Source organism: Kitasatospora sp. NPDC030952, assembly GCF_055571335.1.
Genome location: NZ_JBVIFM010000023.1, coordinates 1 through 15,877 on the forward strand (window position 1 = coordinate 1; position 15,877 = coordinate 15,877).

The 15,877-nt window shown below is 70.0% G+C and carries 14 protein-coding genes and 1 pseudogene; 5 read left to right on the forward strand and 10 right to left on the reverse strand.

The features are described 5' to 3' along the window. Window positions 1–540: 540 nt before the first annotated feature. From ACZ47G_RS31185 to ACZ47G_RS31200, 4 genes are all read right to left on the reverse strand, one after another. Window positions 541–1,773, reverse strand: a complete 1,233-nt coding sequence (locus ACZ47G_RS31185; RefSeq protein WP_465748411.1) for a low temperature requirement protein A — start codon at window positions 1,771–1,773, stop codon at window positions 541–543. A 17-nt stretch (window positions 1,774–1,790) separates the two neighbouring features. Next, a complete protein-coding gene (locus ACZ47G_RS31190) occupies window positions 1,791–2,258 on the reverse strand; it encodes a nuclear transport factor 2 family protein (protein WP_465748413.1) in 468 nt (155 codons plus the stop codon). Window positions 2,259–2,282: 24 nt separating this feature from the next. Beyond that, window positions 2,283–2,873, reverse strand: a complete 591-nt coding sequence (locus ACZ47G_RS31195; protein ID WP_465748415.1) for an epimerase — start codon at window positions 2,871–2,873, stop codon at window positions 2,283–2,285. A gap of 163 nt (window positions 2,874–3,036) precedes the next feature. Continuing rightward, entirely contained in the window at window positions 3,037–3,600 is a 564-nt protein-coding gene (locus tag ACZ47G_RS31200; protein ID WP_465748417.1) for a TetR/AcrR family transcriptional regulator, read from the reverse strand. 84 nt (window positions 3,601–3,684) lie between these two features. Between ACZ47G_RS31200 and ACZ47G_RS31205 the strand changes: the two genes are divergently transcribed. Next, window positions 3,685–4,497 (forward strand): SDR family NAD(P)-dependent oxidoreductase, encoded by an 813-nt coding sequence (locus ACZ47G_RS31205; protein WP_465748419.1) that lies wholly within the window; start codon window positions 3,685–3,687, stop codon window positions 4,495–4,497. Window positions 4,498–4,569: 72 nt separating this feature from the next. Next, the gene (locus ACZ47G_RS31210) at window positions 4,570–5,553 is read left to right on the forward strand and encodes an aldo/keto reductase (RefSeq protein WP_465748421.1); all 984 of its coding nucleotides are present in this window, start codon (window positions 4,570–4,572) and stop codon (window positions 5,551–5,553) included. A 654-nt stretch (window positions 5,554–6,207) separates the two neighbouring features. On the opposite strand, the gene ACZ47G_RS31215 is transcribed toward ACZ47G_RS31210, so the two are convergent. The 4 genes and pseudogenes from ACZ47G_RS31215 to ACZ47G_RS31230 all read right to left on the reverse strand — a co-directional run bounded on the left by ACZ47G_RS31215 (window position 6,208) and on the right by ACZ47G_RS31230 (window position 9,112). Beyond that, the gene (locus ACZ47G_RS31215; RefSeq protein ID WP_465748423.1) at window positions 6,208–6,549 is read right to left on the reverse strand and encodes a hypothetical protein; all 342 of its coding nucleotides are present in this window, start codon (window positions 6,547–6,549) and stop codon (window positions 6,208–6,210) included. Between the two features lie 156 nt (window positions 6,550–6,705). Beyond that, window positions 6,706–7,125: pseudogene (locus ACZ47G_RS31220) on the reverse strand (hypothetical protein); the annotation flags it as partial. A gap of 106 nt (window positions 7,126–7,231) precedes the next feature. Continuing rightward, entirely contained in the window at window positions 7,232–7,897 is a 666-nt protein-coding gene (locus ACZ47G_RS31225; RefSeq protein WP_465748425.1) for a response regulator, read from the reverse strand. A 36-nt stretch (window positions 7,898–7,933) separates the two neighbouring features. Then, window positions 7,934–9,112 carry a sensor histidine kinase gene (locus ACZ47G_RS31230; RefSeq protein WP_465748427.1) on the reverse strand — a complete coding sequence of 393 codons (1,179 nt, stop codon included), beginning with the start codon at window positions 9,110–9,112 and terminating at the stop codon, window positions 7,934–7,936. 161 nt (window positions 9,113–9,273) lie between these two features. Here ACZ47G_RS31230 and ACZ47G_RS31235 point away from each other — a divergent pair, with 161 nt between their 5' ends. The 3 genes from ACZ47G_RS31235 (at window position 9,274) to dacB (ending at window position 13,054) form a co-directional block, all read left to right on the forward strand. Next, window positions 9,274–9,999 carry an ABC transporter ATP-binding protein gene (locus tag ACZ47G_RS31235; RefSeq protein WP_465748429.1) on the forward strand — a complete coding sequence of 242 codons (726 nt, stop codon included), beginning with the start codon at window positions 9,274–9,276 and terminating at the stop codon, window positions 9,997–9,999. Further along, entirely contained in the window at window positions 9,999–11,336 is a 1,338-nt protein-coding gene (locus tag ACZ47G_RS31240) for an FtsX-like permease family protein (RefSeq protein WP_465748431.1), read from the forward strand. Before ACZ47G_RS31235 ends, ACZ47G_RS31240 begins: the two co-directional genes overlap by 1 nt. 65 nt (window positions 11,337–11,401) lie before the next feature. Further along, window positions 11,402–13,054, forward strand: coding sequence for a D-alanyl-D-alanine carboxypeptidase/D-alanyl-D-alanine endopeptidase (gene dacB / locus ACZ47G_RS31245; protein WP_465748433.1), 1,653 nt, complete (start codon window positions 11,402–11,404; stop codon window positions 13,052–13,054). Window positions 13,055–13,464: 410 nt separating this feature from the next. Here dacB and ACZ47G_RS31250 read toward each other — a convergent pair whose 3' ends face one another. Further along, window positions 13,465–15,009, reverse strand: coding sequence for an FAD-dependent monooxygenase (locus ACZ47G_RS31250; protein WP_465748435.1), 1,545 nt, complete (start codon window positions 15,007–15,009; stop codon window positions 13,465–13,467). Continuing rightward, window positions 15,002–15,658, reverse strand: a complete 657-nt coding sequence (locus tag ACZ47G_RS31255) for a PadR family transcriptional regulator (RefSeq protein ID WP_465748437.1) — start codon at window positions 15,656–15,658, stop codon at window positions 15,002–15,004. The genes ACZ47G_RS31250 and ACZ47G_RS31255 overlap by 8 nt, the downstream gene beginning before the upstream one ends. Between the last annotated feature and the right edge of the window lie 219 nt (window positions 15,659–15,877).

The window sequence follows — 15,877 nt, forward strand, 5'->3', positions numbered from 1 at the left end:
GCGCAGCCGTTCGGGGTAGGGGCCGTACTCGCCGATCGGCAAGTACGGCTCGATGAACTCCCACTCACTGTCGGTCAGTTGCACACGGGTCACGCGCCACGGTCTACCGGATCAGGGGCAACCGCGAGGGCGAAACCCGCAAATTGATCACAACCGAATACGGACCCTAATCGGTACCGTCCGACGAGAAGCTGTGCATCAGCCGCCATTGCTCCCCCAACTGTTCGTCAACTCGGCTACCTTACTGGGGCTCTCCGGCCGCAGGGAATGGTGCGCGAGGGCGGCTCCGGATCATTTCCGGGCCGGGGATTCGGACGACCCCTACAACGAGGCGAAGGTTGTCTGATGCGGCACAAGCGGCCGGCCCGCCGCTCGCGAAGCTCGGCGAGAAGGTCTCGACCGCCCTGCTGCCCCTGGTCGGCCTCGCGGGCCGGATCGTGACTGCGGCCTGCCGCGCTTTGCCGAGCTCGCTCGCCACCCGCTCAGTCGAAGATGGGCGCGTCCGGGGGCGTCGCGAGTCTTTCCTGTCGGGACGGGGTTCTACGGTCGCGGGTGCGGCGGGGCGGTGGCCGCGTCGCCGGAGTCGGGTGACGGGTGGATCGTCTGGTGTGCGACGGCGTAGCCCCAGGGGATGCCGAGCAGGGCGATGAGGGACAGCCCCAGGAGCAACGGGGCGGGGCGTGCTGCTGCGAGGGCGGTGCACAGGCCCGCGACGACGGCGCTGATGCAGGCGAGGCGGCGGTACAGGACGCGCTGGTGGTGCCATTGCTTGAGTGTGCCGGCGAGGACCATGGCGGTGGCGAGTGCGGCGGCTGTGCCGGCGCCGATGAGCCAGGCGGTGGGGGCCGGGGTGCGTCCGTTGTGGGCGTGTTGGACGAGGCCGGGCATGGCTGCTCCGATCGCTGCGATGGAGGCGGTCATCGGCAGGTGGGTGAGGATCCAGCGGGTGGTGTCGGCCCGGTTCGGCCGGGGTGGGCGGTGGCCGACGAAGTCGAAGTAGGTCCACCAGGCGCCGAATCCGACGACGATCGCGGCGAGGGCGACGGTGGTGGTGAGCGTGTTCGGCGGTTCGTGGCCGAGGCCGTCGACGACGCCGACGACCGTTTCGCCGAGCACGATGATGATGAACAGGCCGAAGCGTTCGATGAGTGCGGGGGTGATGGCGAGGCCGGGTTGGGACGTCGCGAGGATGGTGCCGAGCCCGACGAGGTAGGCGGCGGTCAGGAGGAGCCACACGGCGAGGCGGGCGTCGGGGGTGAGGAGCGCCGTGGCCGCGAGGACGGCGGCGCAGGCGGCGGTTCCGGCCACGAAGGTCCGGCTGGTCCTGCGGTATTCGGGTGGGCTCTGCCGTCCGGCCGGTGCCCAGACCAGGGTGAGGACGGCGAACAGGACGGCGCCGCTGACCGGGAAGGCGATGCCGGTGCGGTCGCCCGCGCGGGGGACGAACGCCCCGAAAGGGACCAGGGCGAGTGCCTGGACGAGCAGGACCGTTCGGCCGCGCGCGTCCTCCCTGCCGTGCAGTTCGTGGTAGAGGCTGCCGTTGAGCCATGCGATCCAGATCAACGTGAAGACGGCGGCGAACTGGGCGAGTCCGCGCCAGGTCGGCTGTGCGGCGAGTTGGTGGGCGGCCTGCCCGACGAGCACGACCACGACGAGGTCGTAGAACAGTTCGAGTGGGCTGACGGTGCGGTCGAGGGGCTGTTCGCCGTGCGGGCGCGGTGGTTGCCACAGCCGGTGGCGTAGGCGTGTCCAGCGTGCGTGAGCGTCGGTCACCGGGGTCGCGGGCCTTCTCAGGGCCGGGAGGGGCGGGTGTCGGTCCAGTCGACCATCAGCAGGCGTTCCGCGAACAGCCATGTCCCGGTGCGTTTGACCATGGTGTCGAGGTAGCGGATCGAGGCGATCATCAGCGTGCGCGATCCGTCGTCGGCCTCGGTCAGGTGGTGGGCGAGGCAGTAGGTCACGCCGGTCGCGTGGTCGCCGTCCAGGGTGATGGTGCTCTGGCCGTTGAAGTGGGTGGTGGCGGCGTACGCGTTGAGCGCGTCGAACACCGGTGCCAGCGAGGCGCGGCCGCGCAGTTCCTGGGTGGGCTGAGGGTCGCGGGCGTCCATGTGGACCACGAAGCGGGTGTCCTCGGTGAACAGGGCCATCTGGCCCTTCGCGTCGCGCCGGTCGGCGCAGTGCGCGTAGGCGTCGACCAGTTCGCGCAGGGCGAGCCGGTCGGCGGCCTCCGCCGCCGCGGTGGGTGCGTGGGTGCTCATGGTGCTCCTCGTTCCTCGGCTCGGTCAGGCGCCCAGCTGGTTGATCCGCGCGGTCCGCAGGATACGGGGCTGGGCGCCGTTCAGGCGGGTGGTGGCGAGCATGGCGCGGCCGATCTGCTCGGTGCTGGTCACGTAGCGCGGGGCGACGCGGCGGAGCACCGGGTACAGCCAGGAGGTGAGGCGGTACATCACGCGGTACCAGCGGGTGCCGGAGGTCTCGCCGTGGACGGGCTGGATCCACCCGGGCCGGAACGCGTAGGCGTGCATGTCCATCGCGAACAGGGCGTTCTCGGTGCGGCCCTTCACGCGGGCCCAGGCCGAACGTCCTTGTTCGGTGCTGTCGGTGCCTTCGCCGGAGACGTAGACGAAGGTCAGGCCCGGGTTGCCGGCGGCCACCACGCGCCCGGCTTCCACGGTGTACGTGTAGGTGATGGTCTCGTACTCGGCGGCGTCGCGGCCGGCCGCGGAGACGCCCAGGCAGTAGAAGCACGCGTCGGCCCCGGCCAGTTCCCCGGCGATCGGGGTGAGGTCGGTGAAGTCGGTGTGGAGGACTTCGCGGAGCTTGGGGGCCGTGCGGCCGAGCGGGCGCCGGGCGACGGCGAGGACCTCGGTCACCCCGGGATCCTCCAGGCACGCGCGCAGCACACCTTGGCCCACCATTCCGGACGCCCCGAACAGGATCACCTTCAACGCATGGCCTCTCTCACGGCTCGTACAGGAGGGGCGCGGCAGCGACCGTGGCCGGTGCTGTCGCACGGAGTCGGTTCGCGGGCGGGTCCTACGGCCGCAGGGCGACGTCGACGGTGGTGGTGAGCCTGGCGACGAACTCCGGGCGGTCGGCGACGCGGTGCTTCCATCCCTCGGCGGCGGCCTGCAGGACCTCGGCGATCTGGCGTGCCGTGACACTTCCGGTGGGCCGGCCGGAGGCTGCGATGGTGTCGGTGAGCGCGTCGACGAAGGCGGTCCGGTAGTCGTCGTACATGGCCGCGAGCGGTGCCGTGGCGCTCTCCAGCAGTTCTTCGATGCCGGCGTTGATGTGCGTGCCGACGTATCGGCCCATGTGGGCGTCGAGGGCGGCCACCACCCGCGCGTCGAGGTCCGCGTCGGGCGCGGTCAGCGCCGCGCGGGCGTCGCCCAGGGCCTGCTCCAGCGCCTGTCGCATGGTCGCGCGGAACAGCTCCTCCTTGTTCGAGAACAGGAAGTAGAGGCCGGGGCGGGAGATGTCGGCCGCCTGGGCCACCGCGTCCATCGAGGTCTTGCGGTAGCCGAAGGTGGCGAAGACGGTCAGCGCGGCCGCGAGGACCTGCTCGCGGCGTTGGGGGTCTCCGGGGGACTGCGTCATACGCAAACCATACCAACCATGCGCACTATACAGAGTTCGTCGAAACTGTATAGTGAAGGTGTCGCTGCCGAACGAGGAGACACCATGAGCACGAAGACCGTTCTGATCACCGGCGCGTCCTCCGGCATGGGTGAAGCACTGACCTTCGCCTACGCCGCGCGCGGCTGGAACGTCGTGGCCACCATGCGCGACACCGCGAAGGCGAACCCGGCCTTCGCCGATCTCGCCGCCGTACTGGTCACCCGTCTCGACGTCACCGACGCCACCACCATCGAGAGGGCCGTCGGCGAGGCCGTCGAGAGGTTCGGCGCCGTCGACGCCGTCGTCAACGCCGCCGGCTACGGACAGCTCGGCGCCGTCGAGGAGATCAGCCCCGCCCAGGTGCGGGACCAGTTCGAGACCAACGTGGTGGGCATCGTCCAAGTGGTCCAAGCCCTACTCCCCGGCATGCGGGAACGCGGATCCGGCCACATCATCAACATCGGCTCGATGGGCGGCCACGTCAGCCTGCCCACCATGGCCGTGTACTGCGCCTCCAAGAGCGCCGTACAGAACCTGACCGAGGGACTGGCCAAAGAGGTGGGCCCGCTGGGCATCCACGTCACCCTGGCCGAACCGGCCGGCTTCGACACCGGCTTCACCGCCGGCTCCAAGCCCCCGGCCAGGACCATCCCGGACTACGACGAATCCCGGGCCATGATGGCCCAATTCGACGAGCAGGCGGTACGCGGCGACCTCGCCCGGTCCATGGCGGCCGTCGTCGACATCACCGGCGCCGACGAGCCCCCGCTGCACCTGGCACTGGCCACCGCCGGCCTGGAGATGGTCCGCGGCCACGTCGCCGAACTCCTGGAGGAGTACACCCGCTGGGAGCCGGTCACCGCCGGCACCGACTGACAGCCACCCCGCACCGGAGATCGCGCCGAACTACCGGCCCGACACCCCGCACACAACCACCGGAGGGAAACCATGGAACAGCGCACGCTCGGCAGCCAAGGACTGACCGTCGGCGTCCAGGGCCTCGGCTGCATGGGCATGAGCGCCTTCTACGGCGCCACCGACGAAACGGAATCACTGGCCACCATCCATCGGGCACTGGAACTCGGCGTCACCCTGCTGGACACGGCCGAGAGCTACGGCCCCTTCCGCAACGAACAGCTCCTGGGCAAGGCCCTCACCGGAAACCGCCACGCGGCGACCGTCGCCACCAAGACCGGTATGGAGATCACCGACGACGGGCAGATGCTCGGCCTCAACGGCCGCCCGGACTACATCCGCCGCGCACTGGACCGCTCGCTGCGCCACCTGGGCACCGACCACGTCGACCTGTACTACCTGCACCGGATCGACCCCCAGGTCCCCATCGAGGAGACCGTCGGCGCCATGGGAGAGCTGGCCGCCGAGGGCAAGGTCCGCCACATCGGCCTGTCCGAAGCAGCCCCCCGGACCATCCGGCGGGCCCACGCCGTCCACCCGATCACCGCGGTCCAGACCGAGTACTCGCTCTTCGAGCGCGGCATCGAACACGACGGCGTACGCGACACCCTGCGGGAGCTGGGCATCGGCCTGGTCGCCTACTCCCCGCTCGGGCGCGGCTTCCTGTCCGGGGCCATCACCAGCGCCGACGACTTCGCCGAGGACGACTGGCGCCGCGCCGACCCGCGGTTCCAGGGCGAGAACTTCCAGCGGAACCTGGACGTCGTCCGCGAGGTCCGGCGGATCGCCGCCGACAAGGACGTCACCCCCTCGCAGCTCGCGCTCGCCTGGGTGCAGCACCAGGGCGCGGTCGCCATCCCCGGAACCAAGCGCCGCCGCTACCTCGAGGAGAACATCGCCGCGACACAGGTGACCCTCACCCCGGACGACATCGCCGCCATCGAGGCGGTGGCCCCGCCCGGCGCCGTGACCGGCGACCGCTACGGCCCCGAAGGAATGCGGATGCTCAACGGCTGACCACAGCCCTCGACTCCGGGAAGGGGTGACAAGGGCTGCGTCTTCTGCGGCGCCCGCGGTCGACTCGGTGTTCACCGCGGACGGCGGGACGGCGGGACGGCGGGACGGCGTGGTGACGGCCTGGGCGCACGCGGTCGATGCTGAGGCGCCGGATGGCGGCGATGGCGAGGTCTGGTTGCCGGGTGAGCTCGCGGTTGGGGTTGTCGCGCCGGGACACGGCGACGGTCTCGGCGACGCACACGGACGCGAGGCCGTACATCGGAGCAGCCTGGTCGCGGCCGTGTGGGCAGACGGCATCAGCACCCTCAACTCCGTGCCGCCTGCGGCCGATCCAGTGGACGAGACTCACCATGAGTCGCAGCTCGTGGGTGGCGAACCGCAGTACCGGCGCGGGAATCATGCAGGTGAGCGCCTCACGCGGGGACAGCCCGTGTTTGCGTAGTTGCAGCCACCTGTGGACCTCCGCACCGAGCGCGGCCAGCAGGAGGACCCTGGCGCCGAGGGTGACCGCAGCTGGTACCGGAACCCCTGCCAGCAGGCAGACGGCCAGCGCGGCCTGAGGGGGGAGGGCGACGCTCCGGAGCCCGCGCAGGAGGGGACCGCGCGTGGGGGCAACAGGCCGGTCCGGGGGGACCGTCAGGATTTCGGGGGTCGTCATGATGGTCCTTCCTGGCGTCGGGCCGCCCGCTGTAGCGCGTGGCGGAGCGCCGTGGCTTGGGCCGGGGTGAGATCCGCGAGGAGAGCCTCTCCGACGGTGCCGACGCCGCGGTGGGAGAAGTGCGTGACCAGGTCGTCGGGTAGGAGTGCGGCCAATTCCTCTGCGGCACGCTCCACCAGCGGATCGTCCGGGCCGGTGTTGGCGAGGCTGTCCAGCAGTGCGTAGAACCGCTCCGCGTGCTCGCGCATCCCGTGCAGGCTCGCCAACAGCCCGGTTCGCTGTTCCTGGGAAAGCACACTGTCCAGGAAGGCCAGGTGGTCGCGGTCCCTCACGGCCATCGGTGACTCCGGCACGGGTCCACACGCTATGACAAGACCCCGGAGAGCTACCTCGCCGGCCTCCACCTTCGTGGCGCGATGATCTGGAGCAAGGACCTCACCAGAGCCGCTTGATCACGACCAAATACGCACCCTAGATGAATGAGTCCGATGTCCTCAGTGGTCATAGGCGATGAGTGAGCGCTTGATCTCGGCGCCGGCGTTCCAGTTGTGCCGGATCGCGGCGGCGAGGGCGAGCAGTCGCTGACCGGTACGGGCGAGGACGCCAGCCTCGGTGCGGGCGCCGTGCTGTTCCAGGCTGAGCTGGCCCTTGAGGGTGTCGATGACGGCTTCGATCCACTGGCGGACTCGGGCCGGCCCCGGAGAAGCCCTTGTCGCCGAGGATCACCTGCCCCTGGCGCACGAGGTGCCGGTCACGGCCGAGCATTCGATCAGCCGCAGGTCGTCGTGCCAGGTCGGGGCCTGCCGGGCCGGCGCTTCGATGGCCTGCGAGATGAGCGGGCCGGCCGCGATCAGGCGCTTGTTGTAGCCGGATCGGCCGGGCAGGTACGGGAACAGGCCACGTGATCGTCGATGAAAACGTACAGGGCTGTCAGAAGGGTGTCCGGGTTCGTCTTCACAGACCGACCAACGGGGACCCTTCGTCATGGTCGCGGCCAGGCCCGCGATCCGACTCATTCATCTAGTGGTATTCGAACCGGGTCAGAATAGCCTTCACGCGTCGGTTGTCCTCGTCGGGAGGCATACCGAGCTTGACGAAGACGTTCGCCACATGCTTGCTCACCGAAGCCCCCGAAAGAAAAAGCTTCGTCGCGATTTCCGCGTTGGAGCGCCCTTCGGCCATGAGGGCGAGCACCTCTCGTTCGCGATCGGTGAGCCGGGCGAGCGGCCCTTGTGGCGAGTCCGCGCGCGTGACGTGGCGAACGACCTCGGGGTCGATCACGACCCCGCCTCCGGCGACCGTCTCAATGGCGCGCAGGAAGTCGGCGACTCTGCCCACCTTCTCCTTCAGCAGGTACCCGACGGCTCCGTCAGCGCCCGGACCGTTCAGCAGCTCCCGTACATACGGGCCCGTGACATAGGCGGAGAGAACCAGCACCGGCAGATCCCGGTACCGCGATCGCAGGTCGATAGTGGCGCGGAGTCCGTCATCGGTGTTCCTGGGGGGCATGCGAACATCTGTGATCACCACGTCCGGGGCGAGGCCGGCACGCGCCAGTTCATCGACGGCGGCGACCAGCTCGTTGGCGTCCTCGCATTCGCGGATCACATCATGAGCGCTGGAAGTCAGAATTTCCCGGATGCCGGCGCGTATCAGTACGCTGTCGTCTGCCAGGACAATTCTCATGGCCATTTCCCTATCGGCTCGCCCTACTCGATTTCATCACCACGGGGGTTGACCGGGGGCAGACGCTACGACCTCCGTTCCGCCACCCGCCGGGCTGAGAATTTCGATATCCCCGCCGACGCTTCGCATCCGCTCGCGTAGTCCGGCAAGCCCGGAGCCCGCGTCGATTCTCGCACCGCCGGCACCATCGTCGTGCACGCGCACGTGTACGTCGGTCACGGTGCACCGCAGATCGATTCGAGCGCTTTCCACGCCTGCGTGCTTCGCGATGTTCGTCAGGGCCTCGGACACCGTGAAGTATACGGCCGTTGCAGTCGGTGACGAAAGCTGGGTGTCATCGCCGGTGGTGGTCAATTCGACCCGCAGGGGCGATCGCGCGACCAGCTCCCGGACCGCGGCGATGAGACCGAGGTCGCTCAGTTCACGGGGGTGGATGTCGCGCACCGTGTCCCTCAGCCGTTCGAGTGCGCGCTCCGCCTGAGCCTGGGCCTGCCGTGCCAGCTGCACGATTCGTTCCCGGTCGGCGGCCGTGGCTGTAGCTGTAGCTGTGGCTTCCAGCATCCCCAGGCGCATGACGACGGCGACCAGCTCCTGTTGGGCGCCGTCGTGCAGATCGCGCTCGATGCGCTGACGTTCGAATTCGAAAGCAGCGGTCAGCGAGGCCCTACTGGTACGGAGCTCCTCCAGTTTCGTGAGCAGGTCCGGATCCCGGCTCCTGGAAAAGGCCCGCAGGGCCAGGTCGCGAAGAAGGGATATGCCGGTCAGCACGCTCGCGGTGACCCCGCCGAGAACAACGCCTACCGGCATCGCCAGCAGGGATTCCCGTACGGATTTCGGGGTGAACGGCCCGACCTCCGCCGCGACGTGGAAGAGCCAGAAGACCGGAGAGAGCACCAGTGCGAGAGAGCCGATGAATCCGAAGAAGGCCGCTGCAAACGACAGTGCGGACAGCAGCACGGCGGTGACGAAAACCGGGAAGTCAGTGCGCCATATCGACCGTGAGCGCAGCTGGAGCGCCACCCATTGCGCCCAGTTCTGGCTGGCGGGCCGCAGGGGCATCGTCTCGACGCCGCACAACCGCGCTCGCGAACGGTCCACCTCCGCCACCACCGGGACTGAGACCGGTGCGATGAGAATGGAAAGCAGCAGAATCGGGAAGGCCATTGAGGCAAGGCATTCCGTCAGGACCCTCCGGGCCACCTGGATCTGCGCCATGATCAGCATTGTAGCATCTTTCGAATCTCACAAAGGTAGACCTGGGTCTACCTTCAAGTAGTGCACGGACCCGTGCGGCTCCGGTCGAGCCCTGTTTAGCTTGAGGCATGCTTATTCCAGCCGCCACTTCCACACCGTGCATTCGTTTGCGCGGCCTTCGAATGGACTTCCCCATCCCCGGCCGTCGTCGCGAAACGACACGCATATTGCACGATATCGACCTGGACATTCCTGAAGCCCGGCTGACCGCCATCGTCGGCCCCTCCGGGTCGGGCAAGTCGACGCTCCTGCTCTGCACAGCCGGCCTGGAGCAAGCGACCGCAGGTTCCGTGGAGACCCTCGGCACGGATGTCCTGGCGCTCAGCCCTCGCAAGCGGGCCGCGTTTCGCAGCGAGAACATCGGTTTCATCTTCCAGGAGTACAACCTCGTCAGCTCACTGACGGTCGAGGACAACATCGCCCTGCCGGCGCGACTTGCCGGCCGCCGGGTGCCCAAGTCGCGGGTCGATGACGCCATGTCGAGGCTCGGTATCGCCAAGCACGCGCGGCGGCGCCCCGACCGGCTCTCCGGAGGTGAACGTCAGCGCGTCGCGGTGGCCCGGGTCGTCGCGAACCAGCCGCGGGTCGTCTTCGCCGACGAGCCGACCGGTGCGCTCGACCTCAAGTCGGGTCACGTCGTGCTCGATTGGCTGCAGGCACTTCCCGCGCAGGGAACCACGGTGCTCATGGTCACACACGACCCGCACGCGGCCGCACGTGCCGACCAGGTCGTGGTGATGGGGTCCGGGCGGGTGCACTCCGTCATCCCCGGCGGCGACTCCCACACGGTGAGCGATGCCGTCCTCGCGGCGCAGTCGGAGGACGAAGCCGGTGAGGAGGCATCGTGATGCGCCTCGTCCTGTCAGACGTTCGCCTGCAGGCGTCCATGTGGTTGTGGACCCTGGTGTGCGCAGCGGTCGGCGCAGCTTGCTCGGCCGGCTCGGTCATCGCCATGTTCAGCGCCGTCTCGGCGGCGCGGGCGGCAGGTGATGCGCGGATGGTCTCCGCGTCGATCGCGCTCGGCGGCAACATCGTCTTCTTCACCGTGCTTGCCGCCGTGGGCATCGTCGCATCCGCCGTCGGTCTGACCTTGACGACCCAGCGGCGCGAACACGCCCTGTGGGTGATCCTCGGGATCCCGCGCAACCGAGTCAGAACCGTGCTGCGCACAGAGCTGGTCGTCCTCGGCACGATGGCCGGCGCGCTGGCGGTACCGCTCGCCCCTGTCGTCGCGAGCATCGCCCTCAGGCAGTGGAAGACGACGGGACTCGACCTGCACGGAGCCACCGTCGGATTCCAGCTTTGGCACCTCGGCGCGAGCGTGCTGTCCGGAGTGGTTCCGTGTCTGCTCGGCGGCTGGGGAGTCACCCGCCGTGCCGCCAGGACACCGGAGATGCGTGCCTTCCGGGATCTCGCCGATCCGCCGGCCCGGTCCGGCGTCGCTCGCAGCGTTCTAGCCTTCTGCCTCCTGGCCGGTGTGGTCGGGATGTGGATCCCCGGGCTGGGACTCGACCTCGGCGGCGGGATCGCGCAGCGGACGGCCTTCGCTTTCGCCGGTGATCTCTTTCTCATCTGCCTGTCGCTGCTGATGGGGCCGTGGGTGCTCACGCCGCTGATGAAGTTCTGGACCGCATTCGTGCCGTCGCGCGGCGTCGCCTGGCACCTGGCCGTGCAGTCGTGCCGGACCCGCGCGACAAGAAGCGTCACCACTGTGCTGCCCTTCGCGCTCTCCCTGTCGTTCGTCGGGCTCTTCATGGTGATGGGGAACGTCATGCCCGGAAGCACCGCCAGGCTGGGCGACGTCCTGGTCGTGCTGGGCTGGGTCTTCGTCGTGTCCTGGGTCGGCGGTCTCGCTGTGATCGCGCTGGTCGGGCGGGAACGCACCCGTGACTCCGCCATCGTGACGGTCGCCGGTGCCCGGCCGGGTGTGCTCACCCGATCGACGATCTACGAGGGAGTGATCTACGCCGGGACGGCGATCGTCTTCGGCGCGATCTCGATCGCGGTGAGCAGTGCCACCGTCGCCGTGGGGGCCAAGATCAGCGTCGTCCGGGTTCTGCACGGTCTCCCCTGGCCCACACTCGGTGCGCTCGCCGCCGTAACCCTCGTGACCACCTGCCTTGCGCTGGCCCTCCAAGCCGTCCGCGTATCGCGCACTGTCGCAGCACGGGCTCTGCGCTCCTGAATCGGGGCGCTGACCATTCGTATCGCTGGAGCACTTCCTCCAGCCGGGATCTCAGGAAAGAAACGATGTCCAGCAGCTCCTCACGCATCTTCCAGCGCATGGCCCGCCGGGTGCGGCCGCGTACAACCCTGATCGTTGCCACGTCGATGGCGGCCGCCATCACGATGTCGGCATGCTCCAAGAACCCCACGGACCACTCCGCTCCTCCGCCGCACGGTGCTCCGCGGGTCAGTGCCGACCTGCAGAAAATCATGAACACGGCACCGTGGTCGTCAGGCGAGTGGGGTGTGCAGGTAGCCGACCTCAGGACCGGGGAAGTCGTCCAATCGAAGGGCGCCGATTCTCAGTTCATGACCGGCTCGACGGCCAAGACCTTCGCGGTGAGTGCCGCGCTCGACGCCCTGGGCGGCGACCACCGCTTCCGCACTCCGGTCGTCCACTCAGGCACCCTGTCGCCCGACGGACGGCTTTCCGGAAACCTGATCATGGTCGGCAGCGGCGATCTGACACTCGGTGGGCGGACCACCGCGTCCGGAACGCTCGACGTACCCGACTTCGACCACTACGACGCCAATGCCGTACCCGGAATGGCGACCCTCACTCAAGAGGATCCGCTGGCCGGCATCGACGAACTGGCTCGACAGATTGCCGCGAGCGGTGTCCGTCAGGTTGACGGCGACGTGGTGATCGACGATCGACTCTGGGATCCGGTGTCGATCGGCGGGGTGCCCATCACCCCGACCGTCATCAATGACAACCTGATCGACGTGCTCATCACACCGGGCGCACCGGGCGAGGCGGCGAAGGTCGACTGGCGTCCGAAGACGGCGGCCTTCACCGTCGACGCACAGGTGACGACCGCGCCCGCCGGCAGCAAGCCGACGGTGACGACCGAGAGCGTCACCCCTGGGCACATCCGGGTGCGGGGTTCGGTACCCGCGGATGCGAAGGCCCCCTTCGTGACCACGTACCAGGTCCCCGACCCGGAGGCCTTCGCCCGAACCGTCCTCATCGAGGCGCTGGCCCGCAATGGCGTCGGCGTGACTTCCCCGGTGGTGGGAGATAACCCCAGCGGCAAGCTCCCGCCGTCGAAGGACGTGCAAGCCATGCCGGTAGCGGCGACCTACACCTCGCCGCCCTTCAAGGAGTACGCCAAGCTGATCAACAAGGTCAGCCACAACCTCGGAGCGAATCTTCTGCCGCCTCTGATGGCCGTGCAGCACGGCCAACGGACCTATGCGGACGGGATGACGATCGAGCGGGACTTCCTGGCTCGCGCCGGTGTCCATCCGCAGTCGTTCACACTCGTCGACGCCCAGGGGCTCCCCGGCGACAAGGCGACGCCGACCGCGCAGATCTCCTTGCTGCGCTACCTCGCCCGGCAGGACGGTTTCGACGCCTTCTACGGCTCCATGCCGAGCATGGGGGTCGATGGCTCGCTCGCCGATGTCATCGAGCACACCGACCCTGCCGCAGGGCACATCCGGGCGAAGACCGGCACCTTGGTCAGCGGCGACAAGGGAAAGCTGGCTCTCGGCACGAAGGCGCTCGCCGGATACATCGACGCGAAGGACGGCCACCGCTATGTCTTCGCGATATACGTGAACAACATCCCGGTGCCCAGTAACTCCGTGAGTGATGCCATCGACCTCGCGCTCAGGGCCAACAAGCAACTGGGAGCGATGGCTGCCGACATCTACAAGTCACCCAAGGCGTGATGCCGGCCAAGGCCGAGGGTCCGGACAGGTGCGAGTGGCGTGGTCCACCAGGGCGGGGCGGGCGCCGGGCTGCGTGCCGGATATCCGGTGGGTTCACGGCGGGTTCGTGGATAGCCGCGGGGCCGTGACCTGGATTCCTGCTGACCTCGTCCATCCCGTCCACATGCCGCTGCTCGGCGGGGCGTGGACGGGACGGACGATCCGGGAGGCGGACGCGCCGATGGACTCTCCGGCCGTGATGGGCTCGTGGGAGCGCCTGTTCGGGATCTTCGGGCCGGCCCGGGGCTGGCCGGCGGAGACGACGACGGCCGAGGCCAACGGGGTGGACCTGGCACGGCACGAGCGGGAGATCACGGCGCACCGGTCGTACAACTACGTACTGCTGGACGGCGCGGAGACGGCGCCGCGCGTCAGCCGGTTGCCGCCGGTGGCCCGAACCAGTGGGCGAGGCTTGCCCGTAGCTCCTCCGCCGCCACGTCGGCGGGTGTGGTCGGTGTGCCGATCCAGGCCGCGTGCCCGTCCGGGCGGACCAGGATCGCTTCGGCGCGGTGCGGGGTGTGCGGGTGGGTGTGCGGGTGGGTGTGGGCGGTGGTGACCCGGTCCGCCCAGGGGTGGGCGGCGGTGGCGAGGGTGGCGGAGTGCGGGGCGGTGCCGTCGAGCAGCAGGGCGCCGCCGGGCGTGCGGGTCAGCAGTGCGGTGAGGCGGTCCCGGCCGGTCGGGCCGAGGGGGAGGTCCGGCACCAGCCGTCCTGCCCAGGGGTGTTCGGGGTCGCCGGAGGCGGGGTAGCGGGTGGCGACACCGGTGATCGCTTCGGCCAACGGCCCTGCCGTGTCGGCGGATTCGGCGAGCTCGGCGAGCAGTTCGCGGACGGGCGCCAGCCGGTCGTCGTCGTCCCCGTCCGCCCGGGCGAGTACGGCCTGGGCGCGGGTGTTGCGGAGCAGCCGGGTGCCAGCCGCGTGGCGTTCGTCGTGGTAGGTGTCGAGCAGCGTGTCCGGGGCCTGCCCGCGCGCCACCAGGGCGAGTTTCCAGCCCAGGTTGACGGCGTCGTCGAGGGCCGCGTTGACGCCGATGGCGCCGGCCGGGGGGTGGATGTGCGCGGCGTCCCCGGCGAGCAGGACCCGGCCGGCCCGGAACCGCTCGGCGAGCCGGGCCGCGTCGCCGAACCGGGTCAGCCACCGGGCCTGGGCGATCTCGGCCCGGCGGCCCAGCGCGGCGTCGACCGCGCGCTGGAAGGAGTCGAGCGACACCGGCTCGTGCGGGTCCGCGGGCGGCGCCGGGTCGGCGGTGAGGAGGCGGACGTAGCCGGGGCGCGGGATCGCGAACACCGAGCGGCCGCCGGGCCCGGTGTGGGGGCCGAACGGGACGGCCGAAGGGTCGGCGAGCACCACGTCCCCGAGCAGGGTGAAGTTCCGGGCGGGCGTCCCGGGGAAGCCGATCCCGGCCGCCTTGCGCACCGTGCTGCGGCCCCCGTCGCAGCCGACCAGCCACCGGCAGCGCACGGTCGACGGGCCGTCCGTGCCGTCGACCTCGACCGTCACGCCGGCACCGTCCTGTCGAAGCCCGGTGAGGCGTCGGCCGCGGACCAGGCGGGCACCCGATTCGACGGCCCACTCGGCGAGCAGTTCCTCGACCCGGGTCTGGGGGATGCCCAGGACGTAGCGGTGCTTCGCACGCATGGCGGCGAGGTCGAGCCGGGACGCTCCGACGAACACGGTCGTCGGTACGGTCGGCCCCTCGGCGAGGAAGCGCTCGGCCAGGCCCCGGCGGTCGAGCAGTTCCAGGCTCCGGGCGTTGAGGTTGAACCCGCGGCAGTGGCCGGGTGGTTCGGGCTCCCGCTCCACGACCAGCGCCCGTACCCCGGCGCGCCCCAGCTCCCCGGCGAGGGCCAGTCCGGCGGGCCCGGCGCCGACCACCAGGACATCGACGGTCTCGGGCTCCTTGGCGTGGTCACTCATCGTCCGCCCCCGTCCGGCCGCCTCGGGGCCCCTGGTCCGGCCAGGTCAGCGTCCCGCGCTCGATCTCCTCGGCGGTGCGCTCCACCCAGGCCAGCTCGGACTGTGCCATGGCGGCGGCGTACTCGGCCTCGATGACGAACAGGCGCGGCGCGCCGTGCTCCTCGCGGGCCGCGCGGTAGCCCTCGGCGTCCCGCGCGATGCTCTCCCGCAGGGCGGCTGCCCGCTCGCGCAGCGCCTCCGCCGCCCGGTCGCGGCCCAGCGCGCCGAGGTAGCCGACGGCGGAGAGGAACCGCGGGTACTCGGGGGAGGGCCGCCGGATCAGCTCGTCGAGCCAGTCGGTGAAGCCGGCCCGTCCGGCGGGGGTGTGGCGGTAGACGGTGCGGGCCGGGCGGTTGCCGACCTGCTCGGTGCCGTCCGCCTCGATCCAGCCGTCCCGGGCGAGCGCGCGGACGGTGTCGTAGAGCGAGCCGGTGGTCAGCTTGAACGCGCGCTCCATACCGCGCTCGCGCAGCGCGCCGGCCATGGCGTGGGGGTGCATCGACTGCTCCAGCAGCAGCCCGAGGAGGGCGAGGGCGAGGGCGTTGGCGGGGCGTTTCGGAGACTGCTGGGCGGTGGCAGTGGCGGGGGCGGGGTGCTGACGGGTGGCCATGGGGCTCCGGTGGGTCGACGCGAGGGACTACTAGGTGTCGATTACTCGGATCCGAGCATATGGAGCCGGGGGTGTCGGGGGCAAGGCCTTTCGTGGGGCACCCCACCCGCCGGACCCTCTGGCGCACCGGGACCGCACCGGGACCGCACCGGGACCGCACCGGGACCGCACCGGGACCGCACCGGGACCGCACCGGGGCCGCACCGGGACCGGACCGCG